Source organism: Dechloromonas agitata is5 (assembly GCF_000519045.1).
GTDB lineage: Bacteria > Pseudomonadota > Gammaproteobacteria > Burkholderiales > Rhodocyclaceae > Azonexus > Azonexus agitatus.
In genome coordinates this window covers 2091334-2106372 of record NZ_KI912532.1, presented here as the reverse complement: position 1 = coordinate 2106372, position 15039 = coordinate 2091334, and the positions used below count along the sequence as shown (strand labels likewise).

Sequence of the window (15039 nt, the reverse complement as noted above, 5' to 3'; positions counted from 1 at the left end):
TTCAAAAACGGCGCAAGTCTAGCGTAAACGGATGTTCGGCACTGATTTCCGGCGCCTTGGCGACCACCTTGCCCGGGCTGTGCCCGAAGCGGAAGAAGCGCGCCAGACGGCGGCTTTCGGCCTCGTAGGCATTCACCGGAAAAACCTCGTAGTTGCGCCCGCCGGGATGCGCGACGTGGTACTGGCAGCCGCCCAGCGAACGCTCCATCCAGGTATCGACGATGTCAAAGATCAGCGGCGCATGCACGCCAATGGTCGGATGCAGACAAGAGGCCGGCTGCCAGGCCCGGTAGCGCACACCGGCGACAAACTCGCCGTTGGTACCGGTTTTGGTCAGCGGAACCGGCTGGCCGTTGCAGGTCAGCACGTAACGATCTGGTGCCATGCCCTTGACCTTGACCTGGACGCGCTCGACCGAGGAATCGACATAGCGCACCGTACCGCCGGGCGCCCCCTCCTCGCCCATGACGTGCCAGGGCTCCAGCGCGTGGCGCAGCTCGAATTCAATACCCTTGACGGCGAAATCGCCATATTTCGGGAAGCGGAACTCGAAGTGCGGGGCGAACCATTCGGCCTTGAAGGCATAACCGGCCTGCTGCATTTCTTCCATCACATCGGCAAAGTCCTGCTCGACGAAGTGCGGCAGCATGAAGCGGTCGTGCAACTCGGTGCCCCAGCGGGCCAGGCGCTGCGGCGCGTAGGGTTCCTCCCAGAAGCGGGCAATCAGGGCGCGCAGCAGCAGTTGCTGGGCCAACGACATGCGGGCGTGCGGCGGCATCTCGAAGGCGCGCAGTTCGAGCAGGCCGAGGCGACCGGTCGGGCCATCCGGCGAGTACAGCTTGTCGATGCAGAACTCGGCGCGATGCGTGTTGCCGGTGACGTCGATGAGCAGATTGCGCAGCACGCGATCGACCCGCCAGGGCGGAATGTAGCCGCCGACCGGGGGAATCTGCTGGAAGGCGATTTCCATCTCGTACAGCGAATCGTTGCGCGCCTCGTCGACGCGCGGCGCCTGGCTGGTCGGCCCGATGAACAGGCCGGAGAACAGGTAGGACAGGCTGGGATGGTTGTGCCAGTAGGCGATCAGGCTGCGCAGCAGATCCGGGCGGCGCAGGAACGGCGAATCGTTCGGCGTCGCGCCGCCGAGCACGAAGTGGTTACCGCCGCCGGTGCCGGTATGGCGGCCATCGAGCATGAATTTCTCGGTGGTCAGGCGGCTGTAGTAGGCCGATTCGTAGAGGTGGGTGGTCTGGTCGACCAGTTGATCCCATGTCTTGGCCGGGTGGATGTTGACCTCGATGACACCCGGGTCAGGGGTGACGCGGAAGTGAGTCAGGCGCGGATCGGACGGCGGCTCGTAGCCTTCGAGGATGACTGGCAGTTGCAGTTCCTCGGCCGTCGCCTCGACGGCGGCAACGACTTCCAGGTAATCCTCCAGCGTCTGGGTCGGCGGCATGAAGATGTACAGCTTGCCGTCGCGCGGCTCGGCGCACATGGCCAGGCGGGTGATCCAGGCGGCCGATTCCTTGAAGCCGGGCACGGTATCGGTCGGCTTGTCCCATGGGTGGCCCAGTCCATCCGGGCCGCCCTGGCCGAACGCGGGGGCTTGCACGCGCATCTGGGCGCGGGCCGGCTGCTGCCCTGCCGGTTGCCCCATCGCGGCCGCCCGGTAAGCGGCGTGACTGGGCAGCGATGCCTGCGCCATTTCGGCATCCGGCGGGTTGACGTAGGGGTAGTCGCTTTGGGCCGTCCACGGCTGCGAATCGAGCGGCAGGCGGTAGCCGAGGGGCGAATCGCCGGGGATCAGGTAGCAGCGCTCGGCACGCAGGAACCACGGGCCGGTCTGCCACTGGTCGCGGGTGTCTTTCATGATCGGCAGCACATGGCCGACGGTATGGGTCAGGCCCTGCGTGAACACCTTCATCAGGCGTTCGCGCTCCAGCGGGTCGTCGACGCGCGAATCGAAGGGATCGACGTTGCCCGGCAGGCGGCGTTCGCGCCACAGGTAGTAATAGACATCCTCGAAGGCTGGGAATACATGCTCCGCGGTAACGCCCAGGCGCTCGGCAACGCGCCGCAGGAACTGGCCGGCCTGCTCGGCGGTGGCGCCATAGTCCTTGCGTTCGTCGGCATAGAGCGCCGGGGCGTTCCAGATCGGCTCGCCATCCTTGCGCCAGAAGCAGTTGAGCGACCAGCGCGGCAGTTGTTCGCCGGGATACCACTTGCCCTGGCCAAAGTGCATCAGGCCATTGGGGGCGTATTTCTCACGCAGGCGATGGAACAGCTCGGCTGCGTAGAAGCGCTTGGTCGGGCCGAGGGCGGCGGTATTCCATTCGGCGCCATCCGGGTCCTCGCTGGCCACAAAAGTCGGCTCGCCCCCCTGGGTCAGGCGCACGTCCATCGCTTGCAGCTTGCTGTCGATGGCATGGCCGAGGCCTTCGATTTCACCCCATTGTTCATCGCTGTAGGGTTTGGTGACGCGCGGCGCCTCCCAGACCCGGGTGACTTGCATGTGGTGGGCGAATTCGGTTTCGCACGGGTCGATGCCGCCGGTCACCGGCGCGGCGGAAGCCGGCTCGGGGGTGCAGGCCAGCGGGATGTGGCCTTCGCCGGCGAACAGGCCGGAGGTCGGATCGAGGCCGATCCAGCCGGCGCCGGGCAAGTACACTTCAGCCCAGGCGTGCAGGTCGGTAAAGTCGGCCGCCGGGCCGGAGGGGCCATCGAGCGACTTGACGTCCGGCGTCAACTGGATCAGGTAGCCGGATACGAAACGGGCGGCCAGGCCGAGGTGACGCAGGATCTGCACCAGCAGCCAGGCCGAATCGCGGCAGGAGCCAGTTCTCTTGGTCAACGTTTCCTCGGGCGTCTGCACCCCCGGCTCCAGGCGGATGGTGTAGCCGATGTCTTTCTGCACCTGCGCATTGAGGGCGACGAGAAAATCGACACTGCGCTTCCTGGCCAGCGGGATGGCGGCGACGTATTGATCGAACAGCACACCACCGGGAACCTTGTACAGGTAGGGCGTCAGTTCATGGCGCTGCCAGGCTTCGTACTGGAAGGGAAACTCCTCGGCATGCGGTTCGAGAAAGAAATCGAAGGGATTGATGACCGACATCTCGGCCACCAGATCAACCTCGAAGCGGAATTCGCGTGTCTTTTCCGGGAAGACCAGGCGGGCCAGGTAGTTGCCCTGCGGATCCTGCTGCCAGTTGATGAAATGCGCTTCCGGCGTGACCTTCAGCGCGTAGGACAGGATACGGGTGCGCGCATGCGGGCACGGCCGCAGCCGGATGACCTGTGGCCCGAGATTGACCAGGCGGTCGTAGGCATAGTGGGTAACGTGATTAAGGGCGACGTGAATGGACACGGTTGGGCTCCGGGCAGATGACTGAGACCGTAAAAGCAAGAGGCGAACCAGCCTGCAAACAGGCATTACAGGCGCCATTGCAGCCACCTTGGGCCACTTGCGCACCCATTCAAAGCCGGCAACCGGCTTTCATGCACCACGGCGGTGCACAATTCGGCAAACCGCTCAAAAAGGCCACGTCCGTCACGCGAAAAACATTTTTGTTGCAGTGCACAATATTTGTCGCAACTCCTCTATACTGCGCTCCGAACACATCAATTACCCTCTTACAAGGAAACCGCCATGAACCTCAACACCGAACAATTCACCGCCGCCAACAAGGCCACCGTCGACTCCCTGCTGGCTGTCGCCAACACCGCCCTGGCTTCCGCCGAGCGCATCGCCGCCCTCAACCTGAACACCGCCCGCAGCGCCCTGGAAGACACCGCTTCCGGCGTGCAGACCGTGCTCGCCGCCAAGGATCCGCAAGCCGCCTTCGCCGCCCAGAAGTCGCTGGCCCAGCCGGCTGTCGACAAGGCCGTCGCCTACGGCAAGTCGGTTTACGAAATCACCAGCGAAACCCAGCAGGAACTGGCCAAGATGGTCGAAGCCCAGTTCAGCCAGTTCCAGAAATCGGTTGCCGGCATGGTTGAACTGGCCGCCAAGTCCGCGCCGGCCGGCTCGGAAGGCGCCGTGGCCGCCATCCAGAACGCCATCGCCGCCGCCAACTCGGCTTTCGGCAACATGAACGCCGTCGCCAAGCAATACACCGAAGCCGCTCAGGCCAACATCGCGGCAATGACCAAGCGCTAATCGGCCAAAGCCCGCTGATACGGAGGCCCTGCGCAACCCGCAGGGCCTTTTTTCTGATAAAAAGCCGGGCCACGACCATGTATGGAGATTTGCATGTCCGACCTCGACGTCGACCAACAAGCAGAAAAAATGCTGGAAGCCGCCCTCGGCGGCATGACGCCCCATGAGGCGCTGCTCGAAGCCTCGCGCGCCGAAAGCGCTGATGTCGAAGGCCGGGCTGCAGCCATCGCCCGGAACCGCGAGCGCGCCCTGAAATTGCTGGCGGCACTCGAAAAGACCGGCGGCTGACCGCTTCCGCTCAGGCTCCCGGCAGCCTCTCGCCGTCACCGGCCGTCTGCCCGACCAGATGGCGGCAGCCCCCCGCAGGAAGGCCATCTGCCGGTAATCGCCTCGCCTCCCATCCAGCACACTAGCATCATGTCGCCTCCTCGCAGGTCGGCCAGTGCGCGTTGGCCTTGATTCATGTCGGCGCCACACCTAGCCTCACCACACTTGCTATCGACCTTCTTGTCGGCCTGCCTCAATTGATTGCTGGCGGTCAGCAGCGAACCAGCGGTCAGGGGTGCTGAGTCTTTGCTTTCCTCACGACTTTTCCCCGATCGGGTTGGGAAGATCGTGCCTGTTGCTGCGTTGCTCGCCGGATTAGCCGGTGCAACGCCGGATTTGTTATACCGGCCGCCTAAAAACTCCCCCTACCTGCTCAGCGCCCCCGCGAAAACCCCCATTGACGCGAACGCCCAAGGCGCCTAGCCTCAAGGGAGTGCCCAAACGAGCGCAATGCGTTTCGGCACCGTTCAATCGACGAAGTCCGCCAAGGGGGATTTTCGTGGGCATCGAGCAAGCAGAAGGCAGGCCGGGCAATGCCGTCGACCCGATGACCGGCACGGGGCGGCTGGCGCTCGCCCCTGGCCCGCCGCGCCACATATCGCTGCGAGCCAGCCTGATCATGCTGGTCCTTGCCTGCATCCTGCCCGGCCTGGCGATCTCTTCCTACCTCGTTTTCGTCAATTACCAGCTCGAGAAAGCGAAGATCGTCAGCCAGACGGAAGCGCTGGCCGGGCAGATTCTCGTCGAGCTCGACCGTGAACTGGCGGTGATGGAATCCGGCCTACACGTGCTGGCCACCTCGGAACAGCTGAGAAACGGTGACCTGCGGCGCTTTCACCAGATCGCCCGGGCGGCGCTGAAATCGCAGACCGCCTACAACTATGTGCTGATCGACCGCCAGGGCCGACAGGTGCTCAACACCCTGCGTCACGTCGATGCCCCACTGCCGGAAAGCGGCAATCCACCGCAACTCGCCACCATCTTCGAAACCGGGCAGACCGTACTCACCGACCTTTTCCGTGGGCCGCTAACCAACGAGCCGATCATGGCCATGGGGGTTCCCGTGCATGACAAGGAGGGCCAGGTCATCTACACCCTCAATGTCGGCTTCCTCCCCCGCCAGTTGAATGAGCTGCTGCGACGTCAGGCGCTGCCCGCCGACTGGCTGGTGGCGATCATCGACGGCTCGGGGACCATCATCGGCCGCTCGCGGGAAGCCGAGCGCTTCGTCGGCGAGAAAGCGGTGGCGGAATTGCGCGCCGCCCTCAAGTCCGGTCGCCACGGCTCGCTCACCTCACAGACCAAGGAAGGCATTCCGGTTGCCACGGCCTATGCCCGCTCGGCGCTGTGGAACTGGAGCGTTGCCATCGGCGCCCCCAAGTCGGCGACCCGGGACGAGATGGTCCGCCTGTTCGCCGGCATCGGTACCACCGCGCTGGCCCTCATCGCCGTCGGCACCTGGCTGGCCGTCTGCATCACCCGGCGCGTCGTCTCCTCCGTCCATTACCTGAACGACGCAGCGCTCGCCCTGCGCGACGGCAAGCCACTCCCTCCCCCGGCAGTCCAGCTCTACGAAGCCGAGGCAGTCGGCCAGGCCATCGCCCAGGCCTCCCACCTGATGGCGCGGGTACATCACCGGGCCTATCACGACCCCCTGACCGAACTGGCGAACCGCGCGCTGTTCTATGAACTGGTTCAGCACCAGCTCGCCGTCGCCGAGCGGGAAGGCGGACAGCTGAGCATCCTGGCCATCGATCTCGACAATTTCAAGGTGGTCAACGACGAGGAAGGCCATGCGGCAGGCGACCGCCTGCTCGAAGCCGTCGCCCGCCGCATCGAATCGACCATCCGCGCCTCCGATGCAGCGGCGCGCATGGGCGGCGACGAGTTCTCCATCCTGCTGGTCGATGCCGACCAGGCCAGCGCCCAGGAAACCGCGCAGCGCCTGGTCCTCGAACTGGCCAAGCCATACGAGGGCATCGCCACCGGGGTTTCGGCGAGCATCGGCATTGCCGTCTATCCCGCGGCCGGGCGCGATCTCGGCGAATTGCTCGAACAGGCCGACCGGGCGCTCTACGCCGCCAAGCGCGCCGGCCGCAACACCTGCACCCTGGCCGACTGCCCGGAGGCCGCAGGCCCTACCTGAACGGTGGTTGTCCGACCGGCGGCCGTCCGCTATCCTGCCTGCCCCGCCCGTTGCCAGAGGAAAACCCGTGTTCTACATCGTCGAAAGCAGCAAGTCGTTCTACGAGGCCAATCTGGATCTGGCGCCGGTGGTCGAGCGCCTCGGCTTCGTCGTCCTGCATCGCCAGGATATCGGCGAGACCCTGCAGCGGCGTGGCGTCGAGATCGACGAGGAACATGCCGTGCATGAGGTCATCAACTACCGCTACGCCGCCGACCTGCTCGCCCTCGACATGCGGCTCGCCCTCGACCTGCCCTGGCGCATCGCCATCTTCACCGACAACGGGGCGACCCGGATCGGCCTGCTCCGCCCGGCCGCCCTCGCCGCGCTGCTCGTCGACAACCCGGCCGCCGCCCGCCTCGCCGCGGAAATCGAGGCCAAGCTGGTGATGATCGTGGACGAGACGCGCTAAGTGGCCGCCACGGCCCGCAACGTATAATTCGCCCTTTCCCCCCATCTCCCGCACCATGCTCAAGCCTTCCCTGACCGGCCTCCTCCTGCTGTCCACCGCTGCCCTGCTCGCCGCCTGCGGCGAACCGGAGGACACCCGTCCCGGCCAGCCGGTCAAGCAACGCCAGCAGGCCTTCAAGGAAATTATCAAATCCTTCGAACCGATGGGCGTCATGCTGCGCAAGGGTAGCTACGAGGCCGACCGCTTCCTCGCTTTTGCCGAGAAACTGCACGCTGCGCGCGAGCTGCCGTGGCGCCACTTCGGCGCGGACACCAACTACCCGCCGACCAAGGCCAAGGCCGAGCTGTGGCAGCAGCCGCAGCAATTCGAGGCCGATAAGCAGGCCTTCCTGCAGGCCAGCGATGCCCTGCTCGCCGCTGCCCAAAGCAAGGACAAGGCGCGCATCCAGCCGGCCTACGATGCCGTGCACGAGAGCTGCAAGGCCTGCCACGACCGTTTCAAGGCCCGCTGAGGAACCGCCGCCATGCTGCGCATCACCGAACTGAAGCTGCCGCTCAACCATGCCGCCGACGCCCTGCGCCCGGCGATCTGCCAGCGCCTGGGCATCGCCGACGGCGACCTGCTCGATTTCACGATCTTTCGCCGGGGCTACGATGCCCGCAAGAAATCGGCCATTTCGCTGATCTACACGCTCGATTGCACACTGCGCGACGAAGCCGCCATCCTTGCCAAGCTGGCTGACGACAAGCACGTCGGCCCGACGCCGGATACTTCCTACAAATTCGTCGCCCACGCCCCGGCCGGTCTCGCCGAACGCCCGCTGATCATCGGCATGGGCCCCTGCGGCTTCATGGCCGGCCTGCTACTGGCCCAGATGGGCTTCAAGCCGATCATCCTGGAGCGCGGCAAGATCGTCCGCGAACGCACCAAGGACACCTGGGACCTCTGGCGCAAGCACAACCTGCACCCGGAATCGAACGTCCAGTTTGGCGAGGGCGGCGCCGGCACCTTCTCGGACGGCAAGCTGTACAGCCAGATCAAGGACCCGCAGTTCCACGGCCGCAAGGTGCTGGAAGAGTTCGTCAAGGCCGGCGCGCCGGAGGAAATCCTCTACGTCAGCAAGCCGCACATCGGCACCTTCCGGTTGGTCAAGATGGTCGAGAACATCCGCCACAAGATCACCGAACTGGGCGGCGAAATCCGCTTCGAGAGCAAGGTCGAGCGCCTGCTGGTCGACAACGGCCAGATCACCGGCGTTGAACTGGCCAGCGGCGAACAGCTGCGCAGCCGCCATGTCGTGCTCGCCGTCGGCCACAGCGCCCGCGACACCTTCCAGATGGTGCATGACTGCGGTGTCTACGTCGAAGCCAAGCCCTTCTCGATCGGCTTCCGCGTCGAACACCCGCAAACGCTGATCGACCACGCCCGCTTCGGCCCCAATGCCGGCAACGAAATTCTCGGTGCCGCCGACTACAAGCTGGTGCATCACTGCAAAAACGGCCGCGCCGCCTACAGTTTCTGCATGTGCCCCGGCGGCCAGGTCGTCGCCGCCACCTCGGAACCGGGCCGCGTCGTGACCAACGGCATGAGCCAGTACTCGCGCGCCGAGCGCAATGCCAACGCGGCGCTCGTCGTCGAGGTGCGCCCGGAAGACTTCCCGGGCGACTACCGGCGCAATCCCCTGCTCGGCATCGATTTCCAGCGCCAGTGGGAATCCGCCGCCTTCGTCGCCGGTGGCGGCAACTACGACGCCCCGGCGCAAAAGGTCGGCGACTTCCTGGCCGGCCGCCCCTCACAGGCCCAGGGCAGCGTCGAGCCCTCCTACCAGCCAGGCGTGCATTGGACCGACCTCGCCCAATGCGTGCCGCCCTACGTCATCGAAGCCCTGCGCGAGGCGATCCCGGCCTTCGACCGGCAGATTCGTGGCTTTGCCATGGCCGATGCGGTGCTGACCGGCGTCGAGACGCGCACCTCCTCCCCCATCCGCATCAAGCGCGGCCCGGACTTCCAGAGCATCAACACGCGCGGCCTCTACCCGGCCGGCGAAGGTGCCGGTTACGCCGGCGGCATCCTGTCGGCCGGCGTCGATGGCATCAAGGTGGCCGAGGCTGTCGCACGGGACATGCTGCGCCCGGCCTGACCCGGGGCGGGGCGCGCCTCAGCGCCCGGCAGGCTGGGGCGGGAAGTCGAAGCGGAAGGTGGTGCCGCTCGCCTCATCGCTGCTCACCGAGACGTGCCAATCAAGGCGCTCGCAGATGCGGGCGACGATCGACAGGCCAAGGCCGTGGCCGGGGCTGGCCTCACCCTTGGTGTGGCGTTGGAAGAGCGCCGGAAAGCGCTCCTCGGGAATCCCGATGCCGGTATCGTTGATCGCCACGTGGCCGGCGGCCAGCCGGACCTGCACATGCCCGCGGCGGGTGTGAGCACAGGCATTGCGCACCACGTTGCTGATCAGCACATAGACCAGCGAGCCTTCGACAGGCAACACGACCGGCTCGACGATGCGGGTTTCGAGCAACACCGGGCGGCCGTCGAGCAACGGCCGGCAATCGGCAACCACCTCTTCGACCACCTGGCCGAGCACGCAGGACGGATCTCCGTCGGACGCCTCTTCCTGGCCAAGCAGCAGCATGGCTTCGACCACTTGCGACAGGCGCCGGGCATGGCGACCGATGGTAGCGACCCGCTGGCGCACGGCCTCCGGCAGGTCCGGCACTTCTTCGAGCACCTCGGTAGCTCCGGCGATCACCGCGATCGGGGTGCGCAATTCGTGGCTGACATCGGCCGCAAAATAGCTCTCCCGCTCGATGAACTCATGCAGGCGGACGGAAAAGCGGTCGAGCTCCTGCACCAGGCGGCCGATTTCGTCGCTCGGGTAATCGTCGCCCGAAAAACGGATACGCTCGCCGGGCCGCCGCGCCTGGCCGGCCTTCTGCGAAACCTCCTTGAGCAGCCGGGCAATGGGCTGCACGATCTGCCGTGACAGGCGATAGCCGACCAGGAACGAGAGCAGCGTGGTGCCCGCCGTGGTCACCAGCAGCAACAGGGCAATCTGGGCAATGTTGCTGCGGATGTAGGTGCGGTCGTAGACCAGCGCGAACGGCCGGCCTCCGATGCGGGTGAACAGCACGCTGTATTCACCATCGCCCAGGGTGCGAAACTCCAGGCTCTCCTCGCCCTCGGCAAGCTGCGGAAAGAGCGTCAGGTCCGGCGTCGGCAGGTAGAGTCCGCGCAGCAGCGCCGACTCGGCCGGTGCCGCCCGCGGGTTGTGCGACAGGCGGTGGCGGAAGCTCTCCAGTTCGACATGCAGCGCCCGGGCGATGGCCCGCTCCTCGATCTGCACGAGCAGCGCGAAGGTGGTCAGGCTGAGCGTGGCACCGACGATGAAACCGAGCAGCAGGAACGGCTGGACCAGCCGCTGCCGCAGGCTCTCATAGCGATTCATTGGCCAGGGCGATGCGATAGCCAAAGCCCCGCACGGTATGGATCAGCTGTTTGTCGAACGGTTTGTCGATGGCGGTGCGCAAGGCATGCATGTGAACCACCATGGAATGCTTGTCGCCAGCCTCCTCTCCCCAGATTTCGCGGGTGATCGCCTGCTGGCTGACGACATTGGGGGCATGCTTCATCAACAGGGCGAGCAGGCGCAACTGGACAGGCGGCATGCTGATCGGCCGGCCGGCCCGCTCGACACGCAGGGTGCCGGTATCGAGGCGCAGGTCGCCGACCACCAGCACCGGGCTGTCGCCTTCGCTGTTCGCCCGCCGGATCAGCGCGCGAGCCCGGGCCTCCAGTTCCTTGAGGGCAACCGGCTTGACGATGTAGTCGTCGGCCCCGAAGTCGAAGGCAGACACCTTGACGTCCACATCGTCCTTGGCGGTCAGCATGATCACCGGCGTGCGCTTCATCAGTTCGTGGCGCAGGCGGTGACAGACGGCGATGCCGTCGATGCCGGGCAGCATCAGGTCAAGAATGACCAGGTCGTAGTGGCCGGATTGCAATCGGTTGATGGCAGCGAAGCCATCGGGTGCATAGTCGGTGGCGTAGCCACGCAAATCGAGGTAGTCGACCAGATTCCTCGCCAGGTCGCGGTCATCCTCAACAACGAGAACACTGTGTGCCATGCCTGCTCAAGCAAAGGGTGCCGGATCTGCCCGGCGGGCGCGGCGGGCGACATGCCCGCCTAAGCGCGTTTGCGCAATATAAACGGATGGGCGTGGCGGCTCAATGCGAAATCGAGCATGAACTTCAACCACAGGGTCGAACCGGCAATGGCGGTCCAGGTTTCGTAGGGCATGCCGCCGGCCAGTACGCCGATGATGACAAAGCCGATGATGCCTCCGGCAATCAGGTTGATGGCGGCGGCAAAGGGGGCGAAACGGGCCGGATTCGGCGGTGAAACGCCACGCTTGAGGGCCACCTCGGAATAATCCCGGCGCACGACGATGCGCCAGGCCCGGCGCATCCAGAAATAGGTGATCGGAAACAGGGCAATGAAGAGTATCCAGGTCAGGGCGACACTGACGTCAAACACCATGGCTAACTCCCGTCTTCAACAGATGCAACATCTTGTTCGGTCCTTCGAAAACGCCCCGGCCACCTCGGCCGGGGCGGATCTGCGGCGGCCACGAACGGCCGCCGGCAGCATGACTACAACTTAGTGCGCACCATCCACCGCCTTGGCGCCACGCGGGATGCGGACGCTTTCGACCAGGTGCTGGATGTGCTCGGGCGGTTCCTTGGTCATCTTGTCGACCACGAAGGCGACGATGAAGTTCACCAGCGCACCCACGGCACCGAAGGCTTCCGGCGTGATGCCGAAGAAGCTATTCGGACCGCCGATGGCATTCACGAACTCGGTCCCCTTGATGAAGAAGATGCCCTTGTGCGCGAACACGTAGATCAGGGTGACGGCCAGGCCAGCCAGCATGCCGGCGATGGCGCCTTCCTTGTTCATCTTCTTCGAGAAGATGCCCATCATGATCGCCGGGAACAGCGAGGAGGCCGCGATACCGAAGGCCAAGGCCACCGTACCGGCTGCGAAGCCCGGCGGATTGAGGCCGAGGTAGCCGGCGATGACGATGGCGATGGCCATCGAGATCTTGCCGGCCATCAGTTCGCCACTGTCGCTGATATCGGGCTTGATGACACCCTTGATCAGGTCATGCGACACCGCAGCGGAGATCGCCATCAGCAGGCCGGCAGCGGTCGACAAGGCAGCAGCCAGACCACCGGCGGCAACCAGGGCGATGACCCAGTTCGGCAGCAGCGCGATTTCCGGGTTGGCCAGTACGATGATATCGGCGTTGACCGTCAGCTCGTTGCCCTTCCAGCCGGCAGCGTCCGCCTTGGCCTTGACGGCGGCGTCCTTGGTCTTGTCGTTGTAGTACTGGATGCGACCGTCGCCATTCTTGTCCTCGAACTTCAGGAGGCCGGTCTTTTCCCAGCGCTTCATCCAGTCCGGACGCTCTTCGGCCTTCAGGCTGGACTCCGGCGCGAACATGTCGCCGCCCTTCATCGCTGCCACGTTGGTGGTACCGATCAGGTTCATCTTGGCCATCGCGGCAACCGCCGGTGCAGTGGTGTACAGGATGGCGATGAAGACCAGCGCCCAGCCGGCAGAGTAGCGGGCATCCTCGACCTTCGGCACGGTGAAGAAGCGCATGATGACGTGCGGCAAACCGGCCGTACCGATCATCAGCGACAGCGTGTACACGAACATGTTCAGCGTGCTGCCGGCCGTCGTCGTGGTGTACTTGCCGAAGCCGAGATCGGTCACCACCTGGTCGAGCTTCTCGAGCAGCGACACGTTGGTGCCGACCATGTCGGCACCCAGGCCCAGTTGCGGCAACGGGTTGCCGGTCAGTTGCAGCGAGATGAAGACGGCCGGGATCGTGTAGGCCAGGATCAGCACGATGTACTGGGCGACCTGGGTGTAGGTGATGCCCTTCATGCCGCCAAACACGGCATAGGCGAAGACGATGCCCATACCGATGTAGATGCCCATTTCGCTGGACACGCCCAGGAAGCGCGAGAAGGCGACGCCGACACCCGTCATCTGACCGATGATGTAGGTGATCGACGCCGTCAGCAGGCAGACCACCGCCACCGTCGACGCCGTCTTCGAGTAGAAGCGGTCGCCGATGAACTGCGGCACGGTGAACTTGCCGAACTTGCGCAGGTACGGGGCGAGCAGGCAGGCGAGCAGGACGTAGCCGCCGGTCCAGCCCATCAGGAACAGGCCGCCGCCGTAGCCCATGTTGGAAATCAGGCCAGCCATCGAGATGAACGAGGCGGCCGACATCCAGTCGGCCGCCGTCGCCATCCCGTTGGTGACCGGGTGCACGCCGCCGCCGGCGACGTAGAACTCGCTGGTGCTACCGGCGCGAGCCCAGATGGCAATCCCGATGTACAGAGCGAACGAGGCGCCGACCACCAGGTAGGTCATGGTTTGCAGATCCATTTCGGCTCCTCGTTACTCGTGCACGTCGAATTTGCGATCGATCTTGTTCATGGCCTTGGCGTAGTAAAAGATCAGGGCAATGAACACGTAGATCGACCCCTGGTGGGCAAACCAGAAGCCCAGCGGATAGCCGCCGAGTTTGATGCTGTTCAGCGCATCGGCAAACAGGATGCCGGCGCCGAACGAGACTACGAACCAGATGACGAGCACCTTGGCCAGCAGCCCCAGTACAGCAGACCAATAGGCCTTACCTGTATCGTTCATGGGATTGTCTCCTTTGGTTTAATTGACGGGACATTCAGGCGCATTGACCCCAACATCCCGAGTTCAGTTTTTTGCCGGAAACTTACGGCGGGCTGACAAAAAAACGGGCTTTCCCCCTCCGCCGGGGGCGCCTTGATCATTTACTGACCTAGCGTTGATGCAGCCCTGACAAAGCCCGATGGCGACCTTCAGCGAAACGCGGAAAGGCCCGCCCCGAGCGGTATTGCGCCGCCACGCGGAAGGCTTGGCTCACTGATCGAATACTGATCTTTTCCTGATCCAATGCAGACGACCGGCTTGCTATCCTGCGCCTGCTCCCTAGAGCCGGTTCAGAGCATTGCTGCGCTTCGAACACGACATTTCCAGCCCACTTCGGTGGGCTGTTTTTTTGACGCCCCGGCCTTGCCCCCGACTGGCCCCGCCTTCTGCCCGCGATCAGCGCCGGCAACACGCGGCCTGCGCGGAAACGCCGCAGCACGCCCCAATTTCCGCATTGAAACAAGCGTTTGCCACCGAAACAACACATCGTGAAAAATAGTTATTTTTCATGCTGCACTGCAACATATTCGCAATAAAGCTGTTACACTGTCGTGGTAATTATGAATTTTCCACCACGACCACCACAGGAGTGTTCCATGTCGATTAATCCCGAGCAGTTTGCTGCCGCCAACAAAGCCGCTGTCGATTCGCTGCTGGCTGTTGCCAACACCGCCCTGGCTTCCGCCGAGCGCATCGCCACCCTGAACCTCGAAACCGCCCGCTCGGTGCTCGAGGACTCCGTTGCCAACACCAAGGCCCTGATGGGCGCCAAGGACGTCAAGGAAGCTGTCGCCATCCAGGCCTCCCTGACCCAGCCCGGCGTCGAGAAGGCCGTTGCTTACGGCAAGTCGGTCTATGAAATCTCCGCCGAGATGCAGGAGCAGCTGACGAAGATGGTCGAGGCCCAGTTCGGCGACTTCCAGAAGAACGTCGCCAGCATGCTGGAAAAGGCCGCCAAGTCCGCACCGGCCGGTTCCGATGTCGCCGTCGCTGCCGTGCAGAGCGCCATCGCTGCCGCCAACTCGGCTTTCGACAACATGCGCAAGGCTGCTCAGCAGGCTACCGAACTGGCCCAGAACAACATCGCCGCCGCCACCAGCGCCACCGTCAAGGCCGCCAAGAAGGCTTCCGGCAAGTAATTTCCGACCCCCGGAATGCAAAAGGCCCGCCAAACATGGCGGGCCTTTTTC

Annotated in this window: 14 protein-coding genes; 7 read left to right on the top strand and 7 right to left on the bottom strand. The window is 64.5% G+C overall.

Annotation, left to right across the window (positions count from 1 at the left end; genetic code table 11):
- Position 1: 1 nt before the first annotated feature.
- Positions 2–3367 carry a transglutaminase family protein gene (locus tag K420_RS0110335; protein WP_027457994.1) on the bottom strand — a complete coding sequence of 1122 codons (3366 nt, stop codon included), beginning with the start codon at positions 3365–3367 and terminating at the stop codon, positions 2–4.
- A gap of 282 nt (positions 3368–3649) precedes the next feature.
- Between K420_RS0110335 and K420_RS0110330 the strand changes: the two genes are divergently transcribed.
- Complete coding sequence (locus tag K420_RS0110330; RefSeq protein WP_027457993.1) at positions 3650–4159, top strand: phasin family protein; 510 nt, start codon at positions 3650–3652, stop codon at positions 4157–4159.
- A gap of 93 nt (positions 4160–4252) precedes the next feature.
- Entirely contained in the window at positions 4253–4447 is a 195-nt protein-coding gene (locus K420_RS0110325; protein WP_027457992.1) for a hypothetical protein, read from the top strand.
- A 35-nt stretch (positions 4448–4482) separates the two neighbouring features.
- Here K420_RS0110325 and K420_RS21230 read toward each other — a convergent pair whose 3' ends face one another.
- Positions 4483–4683, bottom strand: a complete 201-nt coding sequence (locus K420_RS21230; RefSeq protein ID WP_456297574.1) for an HvfA family oxazolone/thioamide-modified RiPP metallophore — start codon at positions 4681–4683, stop codon at positions 4483–4485.
- Between the two features lie 302 nt (positions 4684–4985).
- Here K420_RS21230 and K420_RS18695 point away from each other — a divergent pair, with 302 nt between their 5' ends.
- The 4 genes from K420_RS18695 to K420_RS0110305 all read left to right on the top strand — a co-directional run bounded on the left by K420_RS18695 (position 4986) and on the right by K420_RS0110305 (position 9223).
- Positions 4986–6632, top strand: a complete 1647-nt coding sequence (locus tag K420_RS18695; RefSeq protein WP_051453070.1) for a sensor domain-containing diguanylate cyclase — start codon at positions 4986–4988, stop codon at positions 6630–6632.
- 67 nt (positions 6633–6699) lie between these two features.
- Positions 6700–7083, top strand: a complete 384-nt coding sequence (locus tag K420_RS0110315) for a DUF302 domain-containing protein (RefSeq protein WP_027457991.1) — start codon at positions 6700–6702, stop codon at positions 7081–7083.
- Between the two features lie 55 nt (positions 7084–7138).
- Positions 7139–7594 (top strand): c-type cytochrome, encoded by a 456-nt coding sequence (locus K420_RS0110310; RefSeq protein ID WP_027457990.1) that lies wholly within the window; start codon positions 7139–7141, stop codon positions 7592–7594.
- Positions 7595–7606: 12 nt separating this feature from the next.
- The gene (locus tag K420_RS0110305) at positions 7607–9223 is read left to right on the top strand and encodes an NAD(P)/FAD-dependent oxidoreductase (protein ID WP_027457989.1); all 1617 of its coding nucleotides are present in this window, start codon (positions 7607–7609) and stop codon (positions 9221–9223) included.
- An 18-nt stretch (positions 9224–9241) separates the two neighbouring features.
- On the opposite strand, the gene K420_RS0110300 is transcribed toward K420_RS0110305, so the two are convergent.
- The 5 genes from K420_RS0110300 to K420_RS0110280 form a co-directional block, all read right to left on the bottom strand.
- Positions 9242–10528, bottom strand: a complete 1287-nt coding sequence (locus tag K420_RS0110300; RefSeq protein ID WP_027457988.1) for a sensor histidine kinase — start codon at positions 10526–10528, stop codon at positions 9242–9244.
- Positions 10515–11207: a response regulator transcription factor gene (locus K420_RS0110295; protein ID WP_027457987.1), complete on the bottom strand. Its 693-nt coding sequence runs from the start codon at positions 11205–11207 to the stop codon at positions 10515–10517. The genes K420_RS0110300 and K420_RS0110295 overlap by 14 nt, the downstream gene beginning before the upstream one ends.
- A gap of 59 nt (positions 11208–11266) precedes the next feature.
- Entirely contained in the window at positions 11267–11620 is a 354-nt protein-coding gene (locus tag K420_RS0110290; RefSeq protein WP_027457986.1) for a hypothetical protein, read from the bottom strand.
- 120 nt (positions 11621–11740) lie between these two features.
- Positions 11741–13546 (bottom strand): sodium:solute symporter family protein, encoded by a 1806-nt coding sequence (locus K420_RS0110285; RefSeq protein ID WP_027457985.1) that lies wholly within the window; start codon positions 13544–13546, stop codon positions 11741–11743.
- 12 nt (positions 13547–13558) lie between these two features.
- Positions 13559–13810 (bottom strand): DUF4212 domain-containing protein, encoded by a 252-nt coding sequence (locus tag K420_RS0110280; RefSeq protein ID WP_027457984.1) that lies wholly within the window; start codon positions 13808–13810, stop codon positions 13559–13561.
- Between the two features lie 635 nt (positions 13811–14445).
- On the opposite strand from K420_RS0110280, the gene K420_RS0110275 reads away from it, so the two are divergent.
- Positions 14446–14988: a phasin family protein gene (locus K420_RS0110275; RefSeq protein ID WP_027457983.1), complete on the top strand. Its 543-nt coding sequence runs from the start codon at positions 14446–14448 to the stop codon at positions 14986–14988.
- Positions 14989–15039: the final 51 nt, after the last annotated feature.

Excerpts from the sequence above, each read along its gene's own strand:
- K420_RS0110330 (WP_027457993.1), top strand. The coding sequence starts at position 3,650 with ATGAACCTCAACACCGAACAATTCACCGCCGCCAACAAGGCCACCGTC.
- K420_RS0110325 (WP_027457992.1), top strand. The coding sequence starts at position 4,253 with ATGTCCGACCTCGACGTCGACCAACAAGCAGAAAAAATGCTGGAAGCC.
- K420_RS0110310 (WP_027457990.1), top strand. The coding sequence starts at position 7,139 with ATGCTCAAGCCTTCCCTGACCGGCCTCCTCCTGCTGTCCACCGCTGCC.
- K420_RS0110305 (WP_027457989.1), top strand. The coding sequence starts at position 7,607 with ATGCTGCGCATCACCGAACTGAAGCTGCCGCTCAACCATGCCGCCGAC.
- K420_RS0110300 (WP_027457988.1), bottom strand. The coding sequence starts at position 10,528 with ATGAATCGCTATGAGAGCCTGCGGCAGCGGCTGGTCCAGCCGTTCCTG.
- K420_RS0110295 (WP_027457987.1), bottom strand. The coding sequence starts at position 11,207 with ATGGCACACAGTGTTCTCGTTGTTGAGGATGACCGCGACCTGGCGAGG.
- K420_RS0110290 (WP_027457986.1), bottom strand. The coding sequence starts at position 11,620 with ATGGTGTTTGACGTCAGTGTCGCCCTGACCTGGATACTCTTCATTGCC.
- K420_RS0110285 (WP_027457985.1), bottom strand. The coding sequence starts at position 13,546 with ATGGATCTGCAAACCATGACCTACCTGGTGGTCGGCGCCTCGTTCGCT.
- K420_RS0110280 (WP_027457984.1), bottom strand. The coding sequence starts at position 13,810 with ATGAACGATACAGGTAAGGCCTATTGGTCTGCTGTACTGGGGCTGCTG.
- K420_RS0110275 (WP_027457983.1), top strand. The coding sequence starts at position 14,446 with ATGTCGATTAATCCCGAGCAGTTTGCTGCCGCCAACAAAGCCGCTGTC.